The organism is Bacillus cereus group sp. N24 (genome assembly GCF_016483345.1).
Lineage (GTDB): Bacteria > Bacillota > Bacilli > Bacillales > Bacillaceae_G > Bacillus_A > Bacillus_A toyonensis.
Window position 1 is genome coordinate 1 of the sequence record NZ_JAEHCA010000038.1, and the last position, 19889, is coordinate 19889.

Sequence of the window (19889 nt, forward strand, 5' to 3'; positions counted from 1 at the left end):
TCGTCGGCAGCGTCAGATGTGTATAAGAGACAGGAATTACCTCATTTAGGAAAAATAAATTTTTTATGTTACCAAAAAGTAAAAAAAGTCTGGAAGAAACCGATTATATCAGTTTCTTTCAGACTTCACAATTCTGTTATATAACATACAAATACGACATTACCAAGGTTAAGTTGACACATAGTTGCTGAACCTAAAAAAACACCGTAAATAATATGGTTTGATTTATATGGTTAATGCACATAAATCATTTAATTTTAGACATATCTCCCTACTAATTTAAACTAAACCTTAATTATCCATAAAATAACTTAAAATATTCATTTTAACATATTTCCTTGTGATTAATACATTAAATAGCCATTTGCTATCAAATACTAATAATTTATTATATTATTTTTATCTAATAAGGTACAGAAACAAAGGGTAAACTTCAGTGTGCTTGAAATATAAAAAACATAAACGTTTTTAGGGTGAAACGTTTAAAGGGTACTTTAGTACTGAGTTTTTATTAAATGTTCCTGTACCTAATATTTAAATTAACGTATGTCAAAATATTTTACAATAAAAGTGTTAAACGTTACATATTTCTATATAAAATGATACATTTCATCAACACGTCTCTCCTAATCTATATGATAAATATAGAAAATTCAGCTCGTTAGGATTTAATTTTAGAATTCTCATAAAAGCATATGATAGATTAGGCACATAATTGTCACAAATTAATAGTCTATCTACCTTTTGATTACCTATGAAAACTTTATTACCACTTCATTATTTACTCCTAAACTAAAGCATATCAATACCTACAATTTCTTAAAACGCTTTTAAATAATCTTTCAAAAGAGTCGGTAGTTTTATATTTTATATTTTTTTATTGTACATTTGTACATTTGATGTTAGGATTATGCCTATTAAAATTGAATCCTAACGATTCTTCTTTATAATTTCCATATTTTAATTGTTAAATAAAAATATAGATTCTGATATATAAATTCAAAATCAGAACTAAAATTTCGTTATTTTACAATGATGTCGTGGAATACCTTTAGAATGGAAAGATATATGCGACAACGTGTTAAGGGATTACAGGAGGAACAAAAATGAGAGACTTTTTTGATGATAAGTATAAAAATATTGAATTAAAAAGGAGGTTAATAAATTTAATAAGTGAAATTAGCGAATTCAAAGGAAAATTAGCTGCTTATCAGGAACAAAACCCTGACATATTTAATAGTTTAGAAAAAACTATACCACTACATTACATAAAAAACTTCACAACTATTTATGAGGATATAAAAGTTCCTAATAAAAGATTAAAAGAACTTATTTTAGATGATATAGTACCTCAAAATATTTCAGAAGATGCTATTTTTTGTTATTATCAAACACTTTCTTTTGTACATAAAAACTCCTGTACCTTATTAATCAATCCAGCAACTATACAGGAATTGCATTTTCAACTAATACATTACATTACCTCTGACAGTGCCAAATGGCGTGAAAAACCTTTTATTATTCCAGGAATTCCAGAACATGGAATGCACTTGAATAGTTACCGCATTCTTCCGCATGAACTTATTCCACAGTTTATGGAGCAATTATGTGATCAATACAACTCATTAAATACTAGTAAGGGGCTACATTCACTTTTATTAATAGCTCGTTTTATATTAAATTTTTATTGCATAGTCCCTTTCAATCAAGGTAATAACAGACTGGCATTTATGTTAATGCAATTGCTGTTAATTAAGAGTGGACATACATTTGTAAAATATGTATGTTTGGATAAATATATTAAGAAAAATGAATCTGATTATTACAATTCGATTTATAAATCTTCGGTGAATTGGTACTGCGAGGAACATAATAGTAGTTTTTGGTTAAAAACGTTTTTAACAATTATATTAGAGGCTTACAAAGATCTTCATAACACAGTTCTAGATTCTATATGTAAACATACTAAAGTTGAGAGAATCCAAGATTTTATACTTAAACAAAAGCAACCCTTTACTAAGGAAAGTATTCGTAACACTTATCCAGACATTGCAGAGAGTACAATTAGTAAGGCTTTAAATTCCTTGCAATTATTTGGCCATATTAAGCTGGTTACAAAAGGAAGAAACGCAAAATGGATTAAAATTTAAAACACTTGGGATCCAAAAATAAAAATTATAACTTTATCACTGAATTTCATTTTAATTTTAAGCTCTTATTACTACTTTTGTTATTTCTAATTCCAACAAGATATTTTATAGGAAAAGGTCCGCTTTCCTCCGCCTTTTCCTATAATAAAATTAGATATAAACATAAAATAATTGTCGAAAAAAGTCACATTTTAATATTTTTTCTTTATTTTCTGGTTGTAAACGTTTCAATTTCATGTTACCATCTTAATCAAACAATAGATGGTAATAAAAATGAAAATATTTCTTTCCCTTAGAAACATATAAACGTACGGTACTATCAAGAAAATAAGGCCAAAGAAATATTTGATACTTACCAAAATAACCAATAAGAATTTTGTTGCGCTAATTTTTCTGATAATTAAGAAAATGCATTTTGTCCCTAAACAAAATTTGTTAGTGCGCAAAATTCAAATACACTAAAACACCCAAACAAATGAAATATCCTTTTTCATTGAGTATTAAGGTATGAAAAAAGAATTCTTCCTACAAAATTCAGCTGATTAACTAAAAGGCATCTAAATTAATACCTTAATTGCCATCTATTGTTGATAATGTATTTACCAACTATGAAAAAGAGCCTATCAAGGCTTCTTTTTTATTATAATCATTCAAATTTCAATTCTTATCTTGATACTTAGATTTCCACAAATTACCTCTATTTTTTGCTCTCAATTATTAATTTCCGTTCCCAATTTGTTTAAATTTGTGAATAAAATTCCATCTTATAAAAATAATAAATACAACTAATCGTTATATATTAAAGAGGTGTCAATTTTGTCCTTAAATGAAGAGACCTTAGAAACTAAGACAGATAAAACCATTGAAAAGATCCAAACAAGTAACTTAAAAGAACTTAAAAATACATTAGATAACATCTTTGATATTAGTGCAGATTTAATTGAACACCCTTTGCAATTAAAAACAAATACGAATATTCTACTATATTACTTTGAAGGCCTTACTGATGGTGTTACTTTAAAAGGCAATGTTGTTACACCATTATTACAAGAAGTAAATGAAGACAGTCAAATATTTAATTCTAATATTATCGCTACTCATACCAAAATAGTATATACATGGAATGAAATTAAAGAAGGATTACTTGAAGGTCAATGTGTACTATTTATGGAAGGAGAAAATCGTTCACTTCTAATAAATACAAAAGGCTGGGCAGAGAGAGCAATTCAAGAACCAATTTCAGAAGTTACTATTAAAGGATCGCATGATGGATTTATTGAGAATGCCACAAAAAATATAGGCTTAATTCGTCGATATCTTCCTTCTGCAGAGTTAAAAATCAAAAAGCTGACGATTGGAGAAAGAGCAACTTCTGTTGTTTATTTAATTTATTTAGGTGATGTTGCGAATGCAGATGTAGTTCAAGAAATAGAAAACAGAATCTGTAGAATTAAAACGGATGCGATATTAAGCATTGGTGAACTATCTAATTTTACAAAGGATCAAAATTGGTCTCCTTTTCCACAGGCTTATTTAAGTGAACGCCCAGATGCTATTTCAAATCATATACTTGATGGAAAAGTAGCGGTGTTAATGGATAGATCCCCTGGCGCAATGATTGTTCCAATGAATTTAATTGGATTCTTTCAAACTCCAGATGATTATAATATTCATTGGCTCATTGCATCATTTTTTCGCTTATTACGATTTGCAGGATTTATTATAGCTATTTTTTTACCAGCATTTTATATAGCTATAGTCTCTTTTCACTTTGAAATCATTCCTATAGATTTATACACTTCTATTGCAACGTCAAGAGTCAAAGTTCCTTTCTCTCCCCTGCTGGAAGCATTTATAATGGAAATTACACTAGAAATGCTACGTGAAGCTGGTATTCGCTTACCACAACCAATTGGACAAACCATTGGAATAGTTGGAGGCATTGTAATTGGACAGGCGGCTGTTCAAGCTGGTCTTGTTAGTAACGTTATGGTTATTATCGTATCTATTACAGCCATTGCTTCATTTATTGTTTCTAATTATGATTTATCAAGTTCTATACGCCTTATTCGTTTTCCAATGATGTTATTGGCTTACTTTTATGGGATTGTAGGTATTGTTAGTGGATTAATGCTCTTATTTGCTCATTTTGTTTCACTAACTTCATATGGTTCACCATATGGATTGCCAATCGCGCCATTTCGTCTCCAAGAGTTAAAAGATTCTTTTGTAAGATTTCCTATTTCTATGCTTACCAGCCGTTCGAGTACTGGGCAGCCGAAACAAAGAAAGAAAAAAGAAGGTGGTTAACATGGGGAATCTTAAATTCAAAAATATAACTTTATTCGAATTTATTATTTTCATCCATTCGCTGCAACTTGCATCTGGTATGTTAATTATGCCAAGCCCACTTGCTACTACTGCTGGCACAGATGGCTGGATTTCAATCATTCTTGGATGGATGGTTACTTCTATAATCGGTGTATTTATTATATTAATGTTACAAAAAAATCCCAACAAAAATTTCTCACAAATCTTAAAAACATACTTTGGTAAATGGCTAGGGACGATTCTTTTTCTTTTATATGCCTGTTATCTATTTTTTGCTGGCTTTAATACTTTACTAAAGGCAACTGATATTGTAAAAGTTTGGATATTCCCTTCCACTCCTGCTTATCAAATCACCATATTATTACTATTACCTTTTATTATTTTAGCTCTGAGTGGGTTAAGGGCTCTTACTAGTTATTCTATGCTTGTTTTCTTCTTCACTACTTGGATGCCACTATTTCTTCTTTTTTCACTAAAGAGTAACTACAACCCTTTACACCTACTACCTATTTTTAAAGAGGGATTATACCCTATTTTAAAGGCAACAAAAGAAACTATTACTCCTTATGCTGGCTTAGAAATTGCATATTATATATATCCGTTCTTACAAAAAAAACAAAAGGCCATAAAAGGACTACTAATAGCTAATACTGGAACCATGATTTTCTATCTATATGTGACCATTCTTTCTTATATATACTTTAGCCCCGAGGGGATAAAAGACGTAATTTGGCCCGTATTTCATTTGTTACAAGGGGTTCGTTTTTCTTTCATGGAACGATTAGAAATTATTTATATCGCTTACTATTTAATTGTATTCTCCACTACTTTATATCCGTATTTATTTTTCAGTTTTGAATCTATGACCATATCACTTCAAAAAAACGCCCGAAATTGGGCGCTGCTTGCTTTTATGTTATTTATAGTTGGTCTATTTATTTTCCTAAATCCCGATGTGGATCAATATTTGTTTATATATTCTCTTATGGATATCTTAAATGTCATTTTCTTTATTCTATTACCAATCTTATTTTTCACTTACAGTATTCTTTTTACTTGGGTTACTAGGAGGAAACAACTTTGATTCGAAAATGGATATGGATTGTAATTTGTTGTGTGTATATAATTGGTTGTAGTCAGAGAGTTCCTCTTGAGAAGGTTTCATTAATCCTTTTAATTGGCTTGGATAGAACCTCTAATGGGGACATAAAAGTTGGAACAAGCATACCACTCTTTCATCATAAGCAGCAAAAAAGTACTATAGAGCATTGGACACAAGCAGCAACTGTATATAATGGATTCAGTAAGATAGATACGAAGTTAACGGGATATCTGACAGCTTCCAAAGCTGAAATCATTTTAATTGGGAAAAAATTAGCGCAAGAAGCAAATTGGTTGCAGGAGCTTGATTCTTCTTACCGTGATCCTTACGCTACCATTAATGCTAAAGTAGTACTTGTAGATGGGCCTGCAGAAGAAATTTTTAAAATTTATAAGCCTAGTAAACCATCACTATCATCTTATATAAATGGTGTAATCGAATCCTCAATTCAAAATAACCAATCCGTCTCTTCTACAATTCAGCAATTAATGAGAGAACAAAATGAAGATGGAATGACGCAAACTGTTCCAATTATCAAAAAAACAAAGAATGAAATCGACACAGTAGGAATTGCATTTTTAGATCGAAAAGGGAAATATTTAACTTATATCCCTAAAAAAGATGTTAAATTTTTCAATCTTATAAATAAGCCAAAAAGCAACGGGCGAATGATATTACACCTTGCACTTCCTCCTAAAAATTCCAACAAAAAAACAAATACTTCTATCTTCGTACAGAACGCGACAAGGAAGGTAGATGTTACTTTTCAAAACGGAAAGTTTGTATTTAATCTCGATATATATGCTAATGTAGCTTTAATAGAAAAAACCAATCCGAATTTAATTAAGGGGTACTATGATAATAAAAAAAATATAAATAATTTAAAAAGTGCTATTCAAAAAGAAATTAATAATAATTTACAAAATATGTTGTATGAAATACAGCAGAATAAAATTGATCCAATCGGATTATCCCTATATGCTAGAGCATTTCAATATAAAGAGTGGAAAAAAGTAAAAGGAGATTGGTCGCAAGCGTTAGCAGAGGCTAAAATAAATGTAAAGACACACGTCAAAATAAAAGATACTGGGACCATTAGAAATTAAAATAGACTAGTCTATTTTTCTGCTTAAAAGTCTTTCTAAGTGGGTTTTCCCTCTTCAATATTTATCATGTAAAAGGTACTAACTCGAAAAAACTCTTTCCGTTCTTTTAAAAGGCAATAATTTAACTACGCTAATCAAGTACCAGTTTCTAATTTAAAGGGCTGAAGAAATTATAACTCTGGTGCAGTAGATATGCCAGATGCCATTCCAATTGCAATTCCATGACATAACGTCAAAGCCAAAATTCCTAAGTTAAGGAATTTTGGCTTTTTGAGTTCACAAGAATATCTTATTTTTAGTTCTATGTACCTAGCTACAATAAATACATAGTAAGTCTTTTTTTAATATGCAAAAAGGACTGCTAATTACCTGCAGCCCTTTACACTTTAATATACACTTGTATTAAATACTTAATACTTTATTGTATTAGGCATTCATACATACTAGCCATTATCATTTAGACATATAACACTTCAAAGTTTAGAAGTATACAATAACAAATCTTTCCCAGCTTCCAGCTACATAACTAGTAGCTGTTAATTATATACCACCATTTGCTGATATATACCTACCATTACTGAGTGCTTGTAATACATATATCCTATTGTCTCCACCATTATATAAGATAAACTTTTCCCATGCCCCAATTGATGTACGATCTGCTACTACTCTACCATTTGGCTCAAACGAAACATACTTCCCATTACTTTTGGCTTTTAAAGCGTACGTATACAATTCTCCAGTCGGAATTAATTCGAATTTCTCCCATTCATTAACTACATTACGATTCGCTGTTACATTTCCCAAAGGCTCAGCAGAAACATATTGTAAATTTGCTGCCTGTATAGCAACTATCCAACTTCCATTAAATAAATTCACGCCTTTTAGTGAACCCGCTTTTGATAGATTGGCTGCCGATACATCATTCGATGGTGTAATCATCAATATCATTAAAACCATCGGCAACATCATTAAAACTAACTTTTTTGAGATTGTATTACCACTTGCACGTGTTATGAACCTCTTCATTCCCATTCCTCCCTTAATATACATAGTACTCATATACATCATACTAAATATGTAAAATACTGTAATAATCGAGAGAGTTTATCAATAAATACCTTACTATTCTGTTTCTTCTCAAATCTATAGCACTTAAACATTTATCAATTCTCAAGCACATTTTTAAATTTTTTCCCCCTAATAAACAAATGTAGCAGTTGATGGCAACGAGAGTATATACAAAAGAGAGAGTGTTTTCATTTCACTTTTCTTTAAATAAAAGCCAAATAGCCGTTCATAATGAACGACTATTAGCATCTAACTAATAATTAGAATGTTATTCATGTTAATCTATTTTGTTTAATCCCGTTGTAGTAACTTGATAGGTTCTTTTTTTGCCTATATATTCTTGCTTATTATTCTCAAGGTTAATAAGTGTAGCGCGTGTCTTTTCCTTTACTGCTTCCCCTTCTATATGGGTAAACTCAATGTAATCTCCCACTTTTACGGGCACGGTTTGGCTTTCAGCAGTTTGCTGTCTATTTCCCACTATTTCCTTATTGTACAAAATACTACCGGTTGAATTCTTTACTGTAATACTTGCATACGTATTATTAAAGTAAGAATGTGGTACGCCCGCTTCTAAATTCACCTGCATTTTCTCTGTTGTCTTATTATAATCTACTTTTGCGATTTCTCTATCACTATATCCTTTTATAGACCACCAAAAATGATTTCCATCTAAAACCGTTGTTTCTGGCATTTTTTCTACTTTCTTCAAGCCTTCTTTTGTAACTTCGTACATGACTTTTTTTCCAAAGCTTTCTTGTTTACTGCTGTCTACATTTATTAAAGTAGCTCTATGCACACCTTCTAGATGTGTCAGCTCAATATAATCTCCTATTTTGACTGGGACTTTTTGCGATTCAGCATTTTGTTGTTTGTTTCCATAAATGTCTTTATTGTATACTACTTTCCCTGATGCATTTTGTACTTTAATACTCGCGTATGTTTCATTAAAATAATGATGTGGTATGCCTGCCTTTAAATCAACTTGTACTTCTTCTGTCGACTTATTGAGATTGATTTTAGCAAACTCGAAATCGCTAATTCCTTTTAGTGACCATGCAAACTGCTTTCCTTCTAAAATATTAGAAGAGTTCGGTATATCTGGATTAAAACCTAAGTTATCTAATATAGATTTTAGATCAGGTAAAACACCTATTCTATCATTCCATGGATCTTGAGATTTTGTTCCTGTATTTGGATTACTTAAGATATTTCTTAATTCGGCTGGTGTATAAGGAGAACCTCGGTGTTCTTTAGCAATACCTTGAATCGAAGTTGCTGCCCCAGCAATAATTGGTGAAGCACTTGATGTTCCACTAAATGTTGATGTATATAAATTTGTATTATTTTGACTTGGATTTGCAGATGTTGTATCAACATTTTCTCCCCATCCATATACATCTAATCGGCTTCCATAATTTGAAAACCATAAACGTTTATGTGGAACAGTTGATGATCCCGCCCCAACCATAATAGCACCTGAATCCTTAAAGTCTGGACTATTTCGATTTAAGATTTTTTTTCCATTACGATCTTTAAAATTATCTAAGTCGTTTGAACCATTTGCGCCAGCTTCTATAATCATAATCCCTTTATCTGTACCAACACGAATCGCATCAAAAATATCTGGATGTACTTCTACAGGTAAATATTTCTCCCCATACCCATCATACGAAGCTTGTGCCTCTAACAAAAGAATATCCCCTGCTTGTAAATTATGTACAGCACTTAAAATGGCATCCGCTGTATTATAAATTCCATTATCCCTGATTTGGGATATTACTTTTACATTTGCTCTTGGTGCAATTCCAATATTTCCAATTTGATTATCTTCGGATGAAACAATTCCTAATACAGAAGTACCATGAGCTCTATGCTGACTTATATTTTGTCCAGACATAAGCTTTATATTTTTATTGACTAAATCCTCATGGTTCAATAACCATCCATATTCCATATCCACAAAAGTAGTACCCTTTCCGTCACCACCTTTAATGCTCCAAGCATGCGAGGCATTAATTCCCTTTGGTGCCGCTTCAAGATATCCTTGATTTTTAAATCTAGGATCATCGTACGGATTAACAGATAAATCGGGTAACTGTTGTATTTCAGGGGGTGTCAAAATTTGTTTTTCTTGTATATAAGCTTCCTCTACAAGAGGTGATGTTTCAAATTTTTTCAGTAATAATTCTATTTCTATGTTATTAGGAGCTTGTACAATATAATAATTTAATAAATTGTTAGCTGATTGATTAGCAAATGATTTAGAGTGTAATGATAACTTTTCAATCTCTATCGGATTTACAGATGAGAACAGGCGATTCAAAGTAAGTTCCGTATTTTCGGAAAATAACTTCTTTAAATTGTTATCATAATTCCCATTTTTTATTCGTTTCTCAATACCATCTTCATAAGGTAAGTCAATTTCATTTTTAAACTTTACAATTAATTGTTCTTCCTGTGAATCTCTTTTATTAGAATCTATTTCTTTGTATGTTACATTATAAGATTCCGCGTAAATTTTATTATGAATTCTATCATTTTGTAGTATTAGATCTGTTCCTACAAATGTTGTCATTGCAATTGATGAAATTAGAAAACCTTTGAATATGTTCATACTATACCCGCCAATCTATTTTTTCTTGAGCATTTTTTAATGCGTATAATGGTTAAGATTTTTATATAATATATAAATCTATAATTTAACTTTTGTAGTGAAATCTATGACTTTATTAATAATCCCATAGAGGTAACCTGATATATTCTTTTCTTTCCTATATATTCCTTTTTACTATTCTCAAGATTAGTAAGTGTGGCACGTGTCTTTTCCTTTTGTGCTTCTCCCTCAGTATGAGTAAACTCAATATAATCTCCTACTTTGACTGGAACAGTTTGGCTTTCAGCAGCTTGTTGGCTATTTCCTACAATTGCTTTATTGTACAAAATATTTCCCGATGAGTTTTGAACTTTAATGCTTGCATACGTATCACTAAAATAGGAATGGGGTACTCCCGCTTCTAATTTAATCTGCATTTTTTCTGTTGCTTTGTTATACTCTACTTTTGCGATTTCTCGATCATTTATCCCTTTAATGACCATGCAAATTGATTTCCATCTAAAACTGTTGTTTCTGGCATTTTCTCTACTTTCTTCAGGCCTTCTTTTGTAACTTGATACCTTGCTGTCTTTCCAATGGTTTCATTTTTTTTATTTTCAAGGTTAGTTAAAGTTGCTCGCGTTTTCTCCTTTGTTGCTTCTCCTTCTATATGGGTAAATTCAATGTAATCCCCTACCTTGACTGGCACAGTTTGGCTTTCAGCATTTTGTTGTTTATTTCCCACGATTTCCTTATTGTACAGAACATTTCCAGAAGATTTCTGGACCTTAATACTCGCATACGTACTAGCAAAGTAGGAATGTGGTACACCTGCTTCTAGTTTTATCTTCATCTCTTCTGCCGTTTTATCGTAATCTACTTTTGCAGTTTCTCTATCACTATATCCTTTTAATGACCATGCAAATTGATTTCCATCTAAGATTGTTGCTTCTGGCATTTTTTCTACTTTCTTCAGACCCTCTTTTGCAACTTCGTATATGGCTTTTTTTCCAAAGCTCTCTTGCTTACTAATATCGACATTTGTGAAAGTAGCTCTATGCACACCTTCTAAATGTGTTAACTCGATATAATCTCCTACTTTGACTGGTACTTTTTGTGATTCAGCATTTTGCTGTACGTTTCCATAAATCTCTTTGTTATAGATCACTTTACCTGATGTATTTTGCACTTTAATACTTGCATATGTACTATTAAAGTAGTCATGTGGTACACCTGCTTTTAGATTAATTTGCATTTCTTCTGTTGATTTATTTAAATTTACTTTCGCAAATTCAAAGTCTCCAATCCCTTTCAGCGACCATGCAAATTCGTTACCTTCAAAAATGTTTGGAGATTCATTTTTGATTTGTACCTTTTTCTCAACAGTTTGATCAAATAAATCCGTTAATACAATTTTTGCATAAGCATTTGTTGATAATGATATAGATTGACTGATTCCATTTTGATAAGATTTAATATCATCAATTACGTTAATAGGTTGGCCCGTCATATTTTCATTGTTATAAATTTCAATTTTCCCCTTAAATTGCGGTGTACTATTTTCTTTTAGTTTCCAAGATACATTTAATTTTTCATTTTCATAATATATAGATTGGATATCAAAATCTAGTTTTCCTATTTCAGGTTGAGTAGGTTGATTTAGCGTGAATATTTTTCCTGATCCAATGGTAGACTGCGTATTACCTCCTGCTTTGACCCATACATATTCTGAAGTGGCTCCTCCATCATATTGATAAGTATTATCATGCGTCCCTGAAATGTTTTGATTATTCCAAGAATTCCATCGTTTATCTACTAACTTTCGGCTATAACCATTTTTCAGGCGCGCTTCTCGAACATTCTGTCCACTATCAGCCCAGTCTTCTTGAAACATTCCTAATCCATGATTAAATGCAACATTAGCAACAGGAAAATCCATAATTGCAATTTGATGCCATTTATTATTTGTTACATCTTTCAGCCATTGTCCAAATTTAGTATGACCATTTTCTTGCCATGAACGCATTGTCATTCTGTACCAATTGTAGTCTTTCCAACCATAAGTTGTTTGAACCTTCATTCCTGTTCCTTCTCCTCCAAAGGGTCCAGCTTGCGAATTCGGAGATAAGTATTCAGCCTTTATTGCTTCTTTAGAGGAAATTGGATCCCATAAAGCAAAATGTAAAGTACGTTTTCCATTTTCATCAAACCCAATTTGTTGTTGAAAACCAGCATATCCTCCAGCTTCACCACCTGCATTCCAGTTGTGTACAGCCCAGTACGTATAAGGGGGAGTCTGAACTGGTGACCAGTCTATACTAATAATATCTGAGGCAGGTATATTTTGGGGACTGACATAAACTGCTGGAGCAGCTGAATGTGTTGCAGCTTTAGTGTGCGAAATAGACGTTCCAAACATAGAAAACATGCTACATGCTGCGGTAATTATAATAACTTTATTAAACCTTTTGTTTTCTTTCTGAATAATCACTAATCTTCTTCCTTTTCTAATTTTAATTTTTGAATACTAACTTAATAGAGAAATCTATCAAAATTCAAGCAACATCCAATAATTCTTTAAAATACTGCCCCCCATTTATGTTGTTCTATCTTCACATCTGATTCTTACATATTACTTGATTGTAAGTGGTTTCCATAACGATACTGCAAATATCCAATTCGGGTCACCATTTCCTTGATGATTTTGAACAGCTTCATACACTTTCCCTTGATGTTCTACTTTGTATCCCTTTGTATACGCCTTCTTTGGATTCCATTTCTCATAAGATGCATGTTGATCTTTTGTTTTTACCGAAAGAATGTTACTTTGAATTGATGTATTTCCAGCTGCATCTACGGCCTTCACTGCATATTTATATTCCTTATTAACTGTTAAGTTTTGATCAGTAAACGTCGTTCCTTGTACTGTTTGAATTAATTGTCCATCGCGTAATACCTGATATTCTTTTACACCTACATTATCTGTAGAAGGATTCCATTTTAGCTCTACACTGTTAGAAGTAAGGTTGCTTGCATATAATTCTTGTGGCTGTGTCGGAGCCTCTGTATCTGGTTTCGGATTAACAATTTGATTTACTTTTTTCAGGCCATCCTTTGTAACTTCGTATATGGCTTTTTTTCCAAAGCTCTCTTGTTTACTATTATCGACATTCATAAAAGTTGCTCTATGCACACCTTCTAGATGTGTTAAATCAATATAATCTCCTACTTTGACTGGAACTTTTTGCAGTTCAGCATTTTGTTGTTTGTTTCCATAAATGTCTTTCTTATATACTACTTTTCCTGATGCATTTTGTACTTTAATACTCGCATATGTTTCATTAAAATAATGATGCGGTATGCCTTCTTTTAAGTCGATTTGCATTTCTTCTGTCGACTTATTGAGATTGATTTTAGCAAACTCGAAATCGCTAATTCCTTTTAGTGACCATGCAAACTGTTTTCCTTCTAAAATATTATTTCCATTAGGCATATCTGGTTTAATTGGATTAGAATCCGTACCCTTCCAAATTTCTGCTGTTAAAATTGGATATCCTAATGCAGCCACTTTTTGAATGGTATCGTTATTTGGACGTAATCCCCACTTCTCAAAGAAAGGAATCAAATTTTGTTTGGCTACTTTTGATGCTGAAATCATAAATAATTGTTTTTTATTTTCATCAGTTTGTGGAATTTCATTTGAAGGCATGTCTCTATACAATTGATGCAATTTAGGATAGAAATCCTCTCCATACGCTAACTGTAGTTGCCAAAGCATAACAAGCTTAACAAAAGCATCACTAATTTCATCATAATTTTTATTAGATTGTTCTAAGTATTGAAATGCCTTAGTATAAGCACCCTCTTGTTGCAATCTAAAAGGTTGATTAGATGTAAATGCTTTTTCTACAGAAAGGCTGTATATATTATTTTGTACTTCTGTCATATTATAAAACTTCCAGGGCGATTGTTGTCTCAAATGTCCTGCCTCGTGCCATGGACCCCAGCCATCTTTTACAAATTTATCAATATCTAACACGTATTGGATTGCATCTCCTACATATGCAGTTCTATAAGAAGTTGCATACATATAATAATCAGGAGAATGATTTTCCTCTACGTAATGAACATAATGTTTATCTACTTGTTCTTCGGATAATCCAGCTACTTTGTCCTGAATTCGAGTAGCTTCATCCATCTTTTTTAAGAGTTGTACAGGATCTGTATTAGAACCCAACAAATATTTCTTAACACGTGCAGGGCTGGCCGTAATTAATACACGTTCTCCTTTTAACTCCACTGCATGTGCATTTGGATATTGGTCCAGCATGTTTATTAAATCTTGTTTCGTATGCTTGCCTAGTTCAAAGAAAGGAATAGTCGTTCCACCTGTTGTGACTGTTGTTCGAATAGTGCCACCTTGTTGTTTATTATAAAAATAAATCATCCCCCCATTTGGAGATTGGATTGTGTTTATACCAGGTTTCAATGTAAATGATTTTATTTTAGAATCTTCTCTCCAAGAAGCATCATACGAATACGTTCCAATGTATGCTTGAATATTTTGATTTTCTTCTACATTTATCGTTATTTGTTCATTTGGCTTTGCATATAAACCAGTTGGTTCATATGGACTAAATGCCATACTTTTTCTTTCCTGTTGTTTTAGTACCTCAACATCCCCTTTTCCTGGGACTGTATATGTTCTATTTTCTAATTTAACTGACTTTTCTTCTTGCAGTGATGTCGATAAATTTTTTTGCTGCTGCCTTTCCTCTGCAAAGACATCCGATGAAGAAATCATTCCAGTCGCAAGCATAGTTACTGTAGCAGTAGTTGCAAGTATTTTTCTAGTTTTATATTTTGAATTATTCCCCATATTATCTCCCTCATTTTTCCTTAGTGCATGTAAGGATTATTATTTTATTTATTATGTTTTTAAACCAAAATTTTTTACGCTATTTATGTTGTATCTAATACTCTATTTTTTCTCATAATAGTCTCCTTTTCTTTATTTCTAGTTGTTTATAAATGTTATTTGATGACACATAAAATAACAACTTTGCGATAAACTCCTCAATAACAACCTAATATGTTTTGATTCAGTGTTATTAACTTCCATCTAATTGTATAAAAGTATTCAATTAATAAAATAAGAATATAAAGCTCACTAATCAAAGATTATTATTTATGGAAAAATTCACAAAAAATCATTCACCTTAAAAATTTAAACTTGTATAACTACTTTCTACATATAGGATAGGATGGAGTTATACATATATTTATTTACTCTTAATGTAAGAGACTTCACTACACTAAAAATTATTTCAATAAAAATAGAAGACAGAGGCCTTATTACACCTCTGTCTTTTCAATTTATAAAGAACAAAAAATCATTTTATGACTGTTTAAATGCCATTGTAACAAAAACCATATCCCTCTATTTTTTTGAAGAAACAGGATTCATTTTTAATGTTTTTATTCCTTCTTTTAATGTAAACGCATCTGCTCTTAACGTTTTCCAACTGTCTTTCGCTGCATTCAGGTTAGGTTTTAAGAATTTAAATTTATTTTGATCTGCTTTTTGGGACGCTTTATCAATATGACTAAGCACTCCTGAATATTGAGAATCTAAATCATGCCATTGTGCAGACATATAGGTAAGAGCATTGATAGCTGATCCAATTGCATCGTGCATTTCACTAATATTATTATACGCAACACCAACTACACGGTTTAACGTTACTTTATAATCTATAGTCTGACGTAATTGTGCTAATAACGGCTCTAACGTACCTAAATTATCTCTTGCTACCCCTATCATAATACCGCCAGCAATCCATGTAGGGATTGAGGGAACTGATACAGTTATTATTCCATCCGATTCTACTTGTTTAAAATGTCTTACTTGCTCTAAAACATCATTTAGGCGTTTTTCATCTTCATCTATTCCAGATGCTTGGTTTTTTAAAATTGATTGCAAGATATCTTTATGACCTCCAAATGCCCGGACATCTTCTCCAATACTATCTCTTAACTTAGCTAGTTCTTGTATTAAATTCTGTGTATATGCTTGATTTTGTTTAATCTCACCTTGCAAATCTGTAATGCCTTCTTTTAATGTATCTGCATCTCCTTCATTAATCGTTTCTACTAATGTGTCGTAATAATTGTCGAATTTAGTATCATACTCTACAATCCCCGTCAGTGTATCTAAAAGTTGTTTTTTTATGTGTGAATCCCATTTTGAAGCATGTTCTCTAGCATTCTTTTGATCTTGTAGAATTTGTCTAGGTAGATTTGTATATCCTTTAATATCAATTCCTTCAAAGTTAACATCTGGATTATTAATTAACAAATAAGAGTAATCATTCATGGATTTTGCAAATACCCCAGCATCTTGCAAAGCCTTTTTCATCTTTTCGCTGTTTACAGAAAGAGATATATCTTGAGTACTCGTTTGTTCTATTTTACTTTCACTTGCAAAAGCTGCTACTGGAGAAACTACAGTAGTTGTTGTCAGAGTTATAAACGTCGATACAGCAAGTAGTTTATATGGAAAATTATTATTCACTTTAATTCCTCCTATAAATATATATAAATTTTTAGTTTGTTTTTTCTTGTTTAAATGCAATGTCTTTTGAAATGAATTCTGCATCCTTATGAATATCATTCCAACTTTGTTTTGCAGCCTTTAAATCGTCAGGTATTAACGAAAGTTTATGATCTTGCATTTGATCGATATTATCATATAAATCTTTATAACTTGCTCCCATTGTATTCCATTGTTGCTGAATACTTGTTAGAGACATAATTGCTTGATCAACTGTTTGATACAAATATGTTAAAGTGTCTTTTGTATTAGTAAGTGAAATAACTGCTTGGTTAGCTAGATCAGCTTTCATACTTAATTCTCCAATTTTATTCGAAATTTCATTATAGGAGTTCATATGATTAGATACCTCAACACCAGCTGCTGTTCCTAAACCAATACCAGCTGCCCCTAGAGCTACTAGACCACCAACAACAGCTGGTGTCGCTGTGCCACCAGTCACAACAATTACTACCGCTCCTGCAATCGTTCCAATAACTAAAATAGCTGTTCCTAATCCACCACCAATTGACCAGGCTAATACATTATCAAAATGTGCTTTCTGCGTAGAACGTAAATTCTCAATTTCGGCCTGAAGTTGTGGGACTAGTGCTTGTTTTCCCGCTAATATAGCCGCTAATCCCCCCTGTCCATCTGGACCTCCAACATTATTTTTAAAATCTACAGTATTTGTATACAACTTTGTTTTGAAAGCTTCTAACATCTTAATAACTTCCGTAACTTCATTTGAATTTGTATGAATTGTACCGATTAAATCCCCTATTCCTTCTTTGAGGCCTGCCTTATCTTTCTTTTTTACAGTATCTACTAGTGTGTCGTAATAATTTTGAAATTGTTCATCATAATTTACAATATTACGTGCTGTCTTTTGAATGTTTGGCTTCGCTGTATCTAACCAGTAATTTGCATTGATTCGTGACAGTTCCTGATTCAGGTGAATGTTTTTGATTAATTCTCCCCCTCCGGAACCTAATTCAATGTTGGATAAATTTACATTCGGTTGCTTAATCATTGTTTTTGCGTACAAATCCATTACAAGAATATGAGAGCCTGTTTCAGCCAACACTTTCTTTAACCCTTCAGGTCCTAACGCATAATTTTCTATTTTCTGTTCTTGTGCTGTCTGTTCTTGTGCAAGTGCATGAATAGTACTACCATTCGTAGCAGTTATAACCGTTGCTAACGTGGCCAAAGTTATGACCTTAAATAGAAATTTCATCATTTAATTCTCCTCCTTATTTTCAGTTGAGTTATTACCCTTTTATTAAACCTAATTTCTTAATATTAAAATTTATTAACCTGTCCTTCGAGTTGAATTGTTACATTTTTTAGTCGTCTTAATGTATCTTTTTGAGACTGAGTGTTATTAGTATCAACTTCAGTCGTTAATTTTGTAATACTATTATTTATTAAATTTAAATCCTCTTTATAACGTTTCATTAGCTCAATTTCTCCATCTACTTGATTAGCAAATGTATGCAAATCATTTTGCATGAAAAGAATCATTGATTTTTGTAAATCTGCTACTGTTAATTTAGTTGTTAAGTCATATAATGTCTGATTTTGTTTCTCTAAATCATTTAAATATGCTTTTTGCTCTGCTGTTAGTTTATTAATTTCGGCAAAGGTACTATATGTTTTTTTAATTTTTTCAGGATCAATCACTTTCATAAGATCATACTCTTTCGTTTTTGTAACCGCAGCTGCAGCAATTTCACCTTTTTTACTTTTCTCTATCGCTTCACGTGCTTCTTTTTTGGCAGCTTCAATTTCTATAACTGATTTTCCCTTTTCTGTTGCTTCTTGCTCTGCTTTCTTCTCTGCTTCTACAATAGCATTGTTTATTTCTTTTCCTTTGTTATACGCCACTACTGCGGTTTGAGCAGCCGGTTCAATGATATCTTTTGATAGACTATAAATTTCTTGGAATACCTTTAGCCCTTGTTCATTTAAAGCTCCTGGTAATAATGCTATTTGCTGTAAATCATTTTGAATTGATTTTTTTGTATTTAGCATTTCATTTTTTAATTTGTCTATTTTTCCTGTTCCCTCTAAACTAAGTACACTTTGTGCTTTTACCACATCTGTATCAAGATTTTTCAGTTTCTTATCTACCTGTAGTTTAAGATCTGTTAACTCATTAATCTGACGTTGCACGTTTTCTTGGTTTGTTATAGTCATATCTTGAAGAACTTCCAGTCTATCTAAAAACCCTTCTTTATCTTCCTTATTATCTACAAATCCTTTTAATGTTGGATAATAGCTATTAAATTTGGTTGCAAATCCTTTACTTTTTGAATTTAGTAGAATTAATTTTGGATATAGTTCTGATGACCACTCTTTCATATCTTGTTTAATTAGAAATTGAGTTGTATTTAAAGATGGAACTTCTTCAAGTTGCACATTCGGATTTGCTAAGGCTCCATCTATAAAGGTTTGTGTTAATTTGGAGTGTGCACCTATTTTTCGTAATGCTGAGGATATATCTATATTTTCTTGTTTCGTTTCTGCCTGAACGGTTGGCGTTGCGAGAGTATTCATAGGAATAGTCGCTCCAGTAACGATTGATGTTATTAAAAATCCTGTCATAATTTTATTCTTCATTCCGTACACCTCTTCACTATTGTTTTTTTACAGTTTTAATCGTAAATGTTGTACAACATAACGTTAGGATTTCTTCACACATACTTGAGGTTAGAGATTTTTTCAAAAAAGTAATTACATCTCGTTTTTTATTTATTTTTGAAAGAATATAAGGACCTTACTTCCCCCTCATTTTAAACACTATGTTTTTCATAAGTAAACCAGAAAATCGCTTTTATTAAATTTGATTTTTCAGATATTTATTATTCAAATTATAAAATATTATATTTAAAAAAGTTAAATCAAATTTCATTTCATAAAGTGAAATAATTATACT

General features: G+C 31.6%; 10 protein-coding genes and 3 pseudogenes. 4 read left to right on the forward strand and 9 right to left on the reverse strand.

Features of this window, described 5'->3' with window-relative positions; translation table 11 throughout:
- The first annotated feature begins 1106 nt into the window (after positions 1-1106).
- The 4 genes from JDS95_RS27940 (at position 1107) to JDS95_RS27955 (ending at position 6689) form a co-directional block, all read left to right on the forward strand.
- Positions 1107-2150 (forward strand): Fic family protein, encoded by a 1044-nt coding sequence (locus tag JDS95_RS27940; RefSeq protein ID WP_001204211.1) that lies wholly within the window; start codon positions 1107-1109, stop codon positions 2148-2150.
- Positions 2151-2966: 816 nt separating this feature from the next.
- On the forward strand, positions 2967-4460 hold the full coding sequence (locus tag JDS95_RS27945) for a spore germination protein (RefSeq protein WP_085450768.1): 1494 nt from the start codon (positions 2967-2969) through the stop codon (positions 4458-4460).
- Position 4461: 1 nt separating this feature from the next.
- Positions 4462-5565: a GerAB/ArcD/ProY family transporter gene (locus JDS95_RS27950; RefSeq protein WP_000527363.1), complete on the forward strand. Its 1104-nt coding sequence runs from the start codon at positions 4462-4464 to the stop codon at positions 5563-5565.
- Positions 5562-6689: a Ger(x)C family spore germination protein gene (locus JDS95_RS27955; protein ID WP_000619986.1), complete on the forward strand. Its 1128-nt coding sequence runs from the start codon at positions 5562-5564 to the stop codon at positions 6687-6689. Before JDS95_RS27950 ends, JDS95_RS27955 begins: the two co-directional genes overlap by 4 nt.
- A gap of 540 nt (positions 6690-7229) precedes the next feature.
- On the opposite strand, the gene JDS95_RS27960 is transcribed toward JDS95_RS27955, so the two are convergent.
- The 9 genes and pseudogenes from JDS95_RS27960 to hblC form a co-directional block, all read right to left on the reverse strand.
- On the reverse strand, positions 7230-7718 hold the full coding sequence (locus tag JDS95_RS27960; protein WP_000819429.1) for a fascin domain-containing protein: 489 nt from the start codon (positions 7716-7718) through the stop codon (positions 7230-7232).
- Positions 7719-8037: 319 nt separating this feature from the next.
- Positions 8038-10377: a putative mucin/carbohydrate-binding domain-containing protein gene (locus JDS95_RS27965; protein ID WP_001019971.1), complete on the reverse strand. Its 2340-nt coding sequence runs from the start codon at positions 10375-10377 to the stop codon at positions 8038-8040.
- Between the two features lie 104 nt (positions 10378-10481).
- A pseudogene (locus JDS95_RS27970) lies at positions 10482-12847 on the reverse strand (putative mucin/carbohydrate-binding domain-containing protein).
- A gap of 141 nt (positions 12848-12988) precedes the next feature.
- Entirely contained in the window at positions 12989-13462 is a 474-nt protein-coding gene (locus JDS95_RS32245) for a fibronectin type III domain-containing protein (protein ID WP_472926264.1), read from the reverse strand.
- Positions 13442-13834: pseudogene (locus tag JDS95_RS32250) on the reverse strand (putative mucin/carbohydrate-binding domain-containing protein); the annotation flags it as partial. The pseudogene JDS95_RS32250 and the gene JDS95_RS32245, both read right to left, overlap by 21 nt.
- A 180-nt stretch (positions 13835-14014) precedes the next feature.
- Positions 14015-15235: pseudogene (locus JDS95_RS32255) on the reverse strand (M60 family metallopeptidase); the annotation flags it as partial.
- A gap of 561 nt (positions 15236-15796) precedes the next feature.
- The gene (gene hblA, locus JDS95_RS27980; protein WP_085450770.1) at positions 15797-16930 is read right to left on the reverse strand and encodes a hemolysin BL binding component B; all 1134 of its coding nucleotides are present in this window, start codon (positions 16928-16930) and stop codon (positions 15797-15799) included.
- A gap of 31 nt (positions 16931-16961) precedes the next feature.
- On the reverse strand, positions 16962-18191 hold the full coding sequence (gene hblD / locus JDS95_RS27985) for a hemolysin BL lytic component L1 (protein ID WP_000975309.1): 1230 nt from the start codon (positions 18189-18191) through the stop codon (positions 16962-16964).
- Positions 18192-18253: 62 nt separating this feature from the next.
- Positions 18254-19573: a hemolysin BL lytic component L2 gene (gene hblC / locus JDS95_RS27990; RefSeq protein WP_000791009.1), complete on the reverse strand. Its 1320-nt coding sequence runs from the start codon at positions 19571-19573 to the stop codon at positions 18254-18256.
- Positions 19574-19889 lie beyond the last annotated feature (316 nt).

Coding starts and splice junctions, on each gene's coding strand:
- hblD (WP_000975309.1), bottom strand. CDS start 18,191: ATGATGAAATTTCTATTTAAGGTCATAACTTTGGCCACGTTAGCAACG.
- JDS95_RS27965 (WP_001019971.1), bottom strand. CDS start 10,377: ATGAACATATTCAAAGGTTTTCTAATTTCATCAATTGCAATGACAACA.
- JDS95_RS27950 (WP_000527363.1), top strand. CDS start 4,462: ATGGGGAATCTTAAATTCAAAAATATAACTTTATTCGAATTTATTATT.
- JDS95_RS27960 (WP_000819429.1), bottom strand. CDS start 7,718: ATGAAGAGGTTCATAACACGTGCAAGTGGTAATACAATCTCAAAAAAG.
- hblC (WP_000791009.1), bottom strand. CDS start 19,573: ATGAAGAATAAAATTATGACAGGATTTTTAATAACATCAATCGTTACT.
- JDS95_RS27940 (WP_001204211.1), top strand. CDS start 1,107: ATGAGAGACTTTTTTGATGATAAGTATAAAAATATTGAATTAAAAAGG.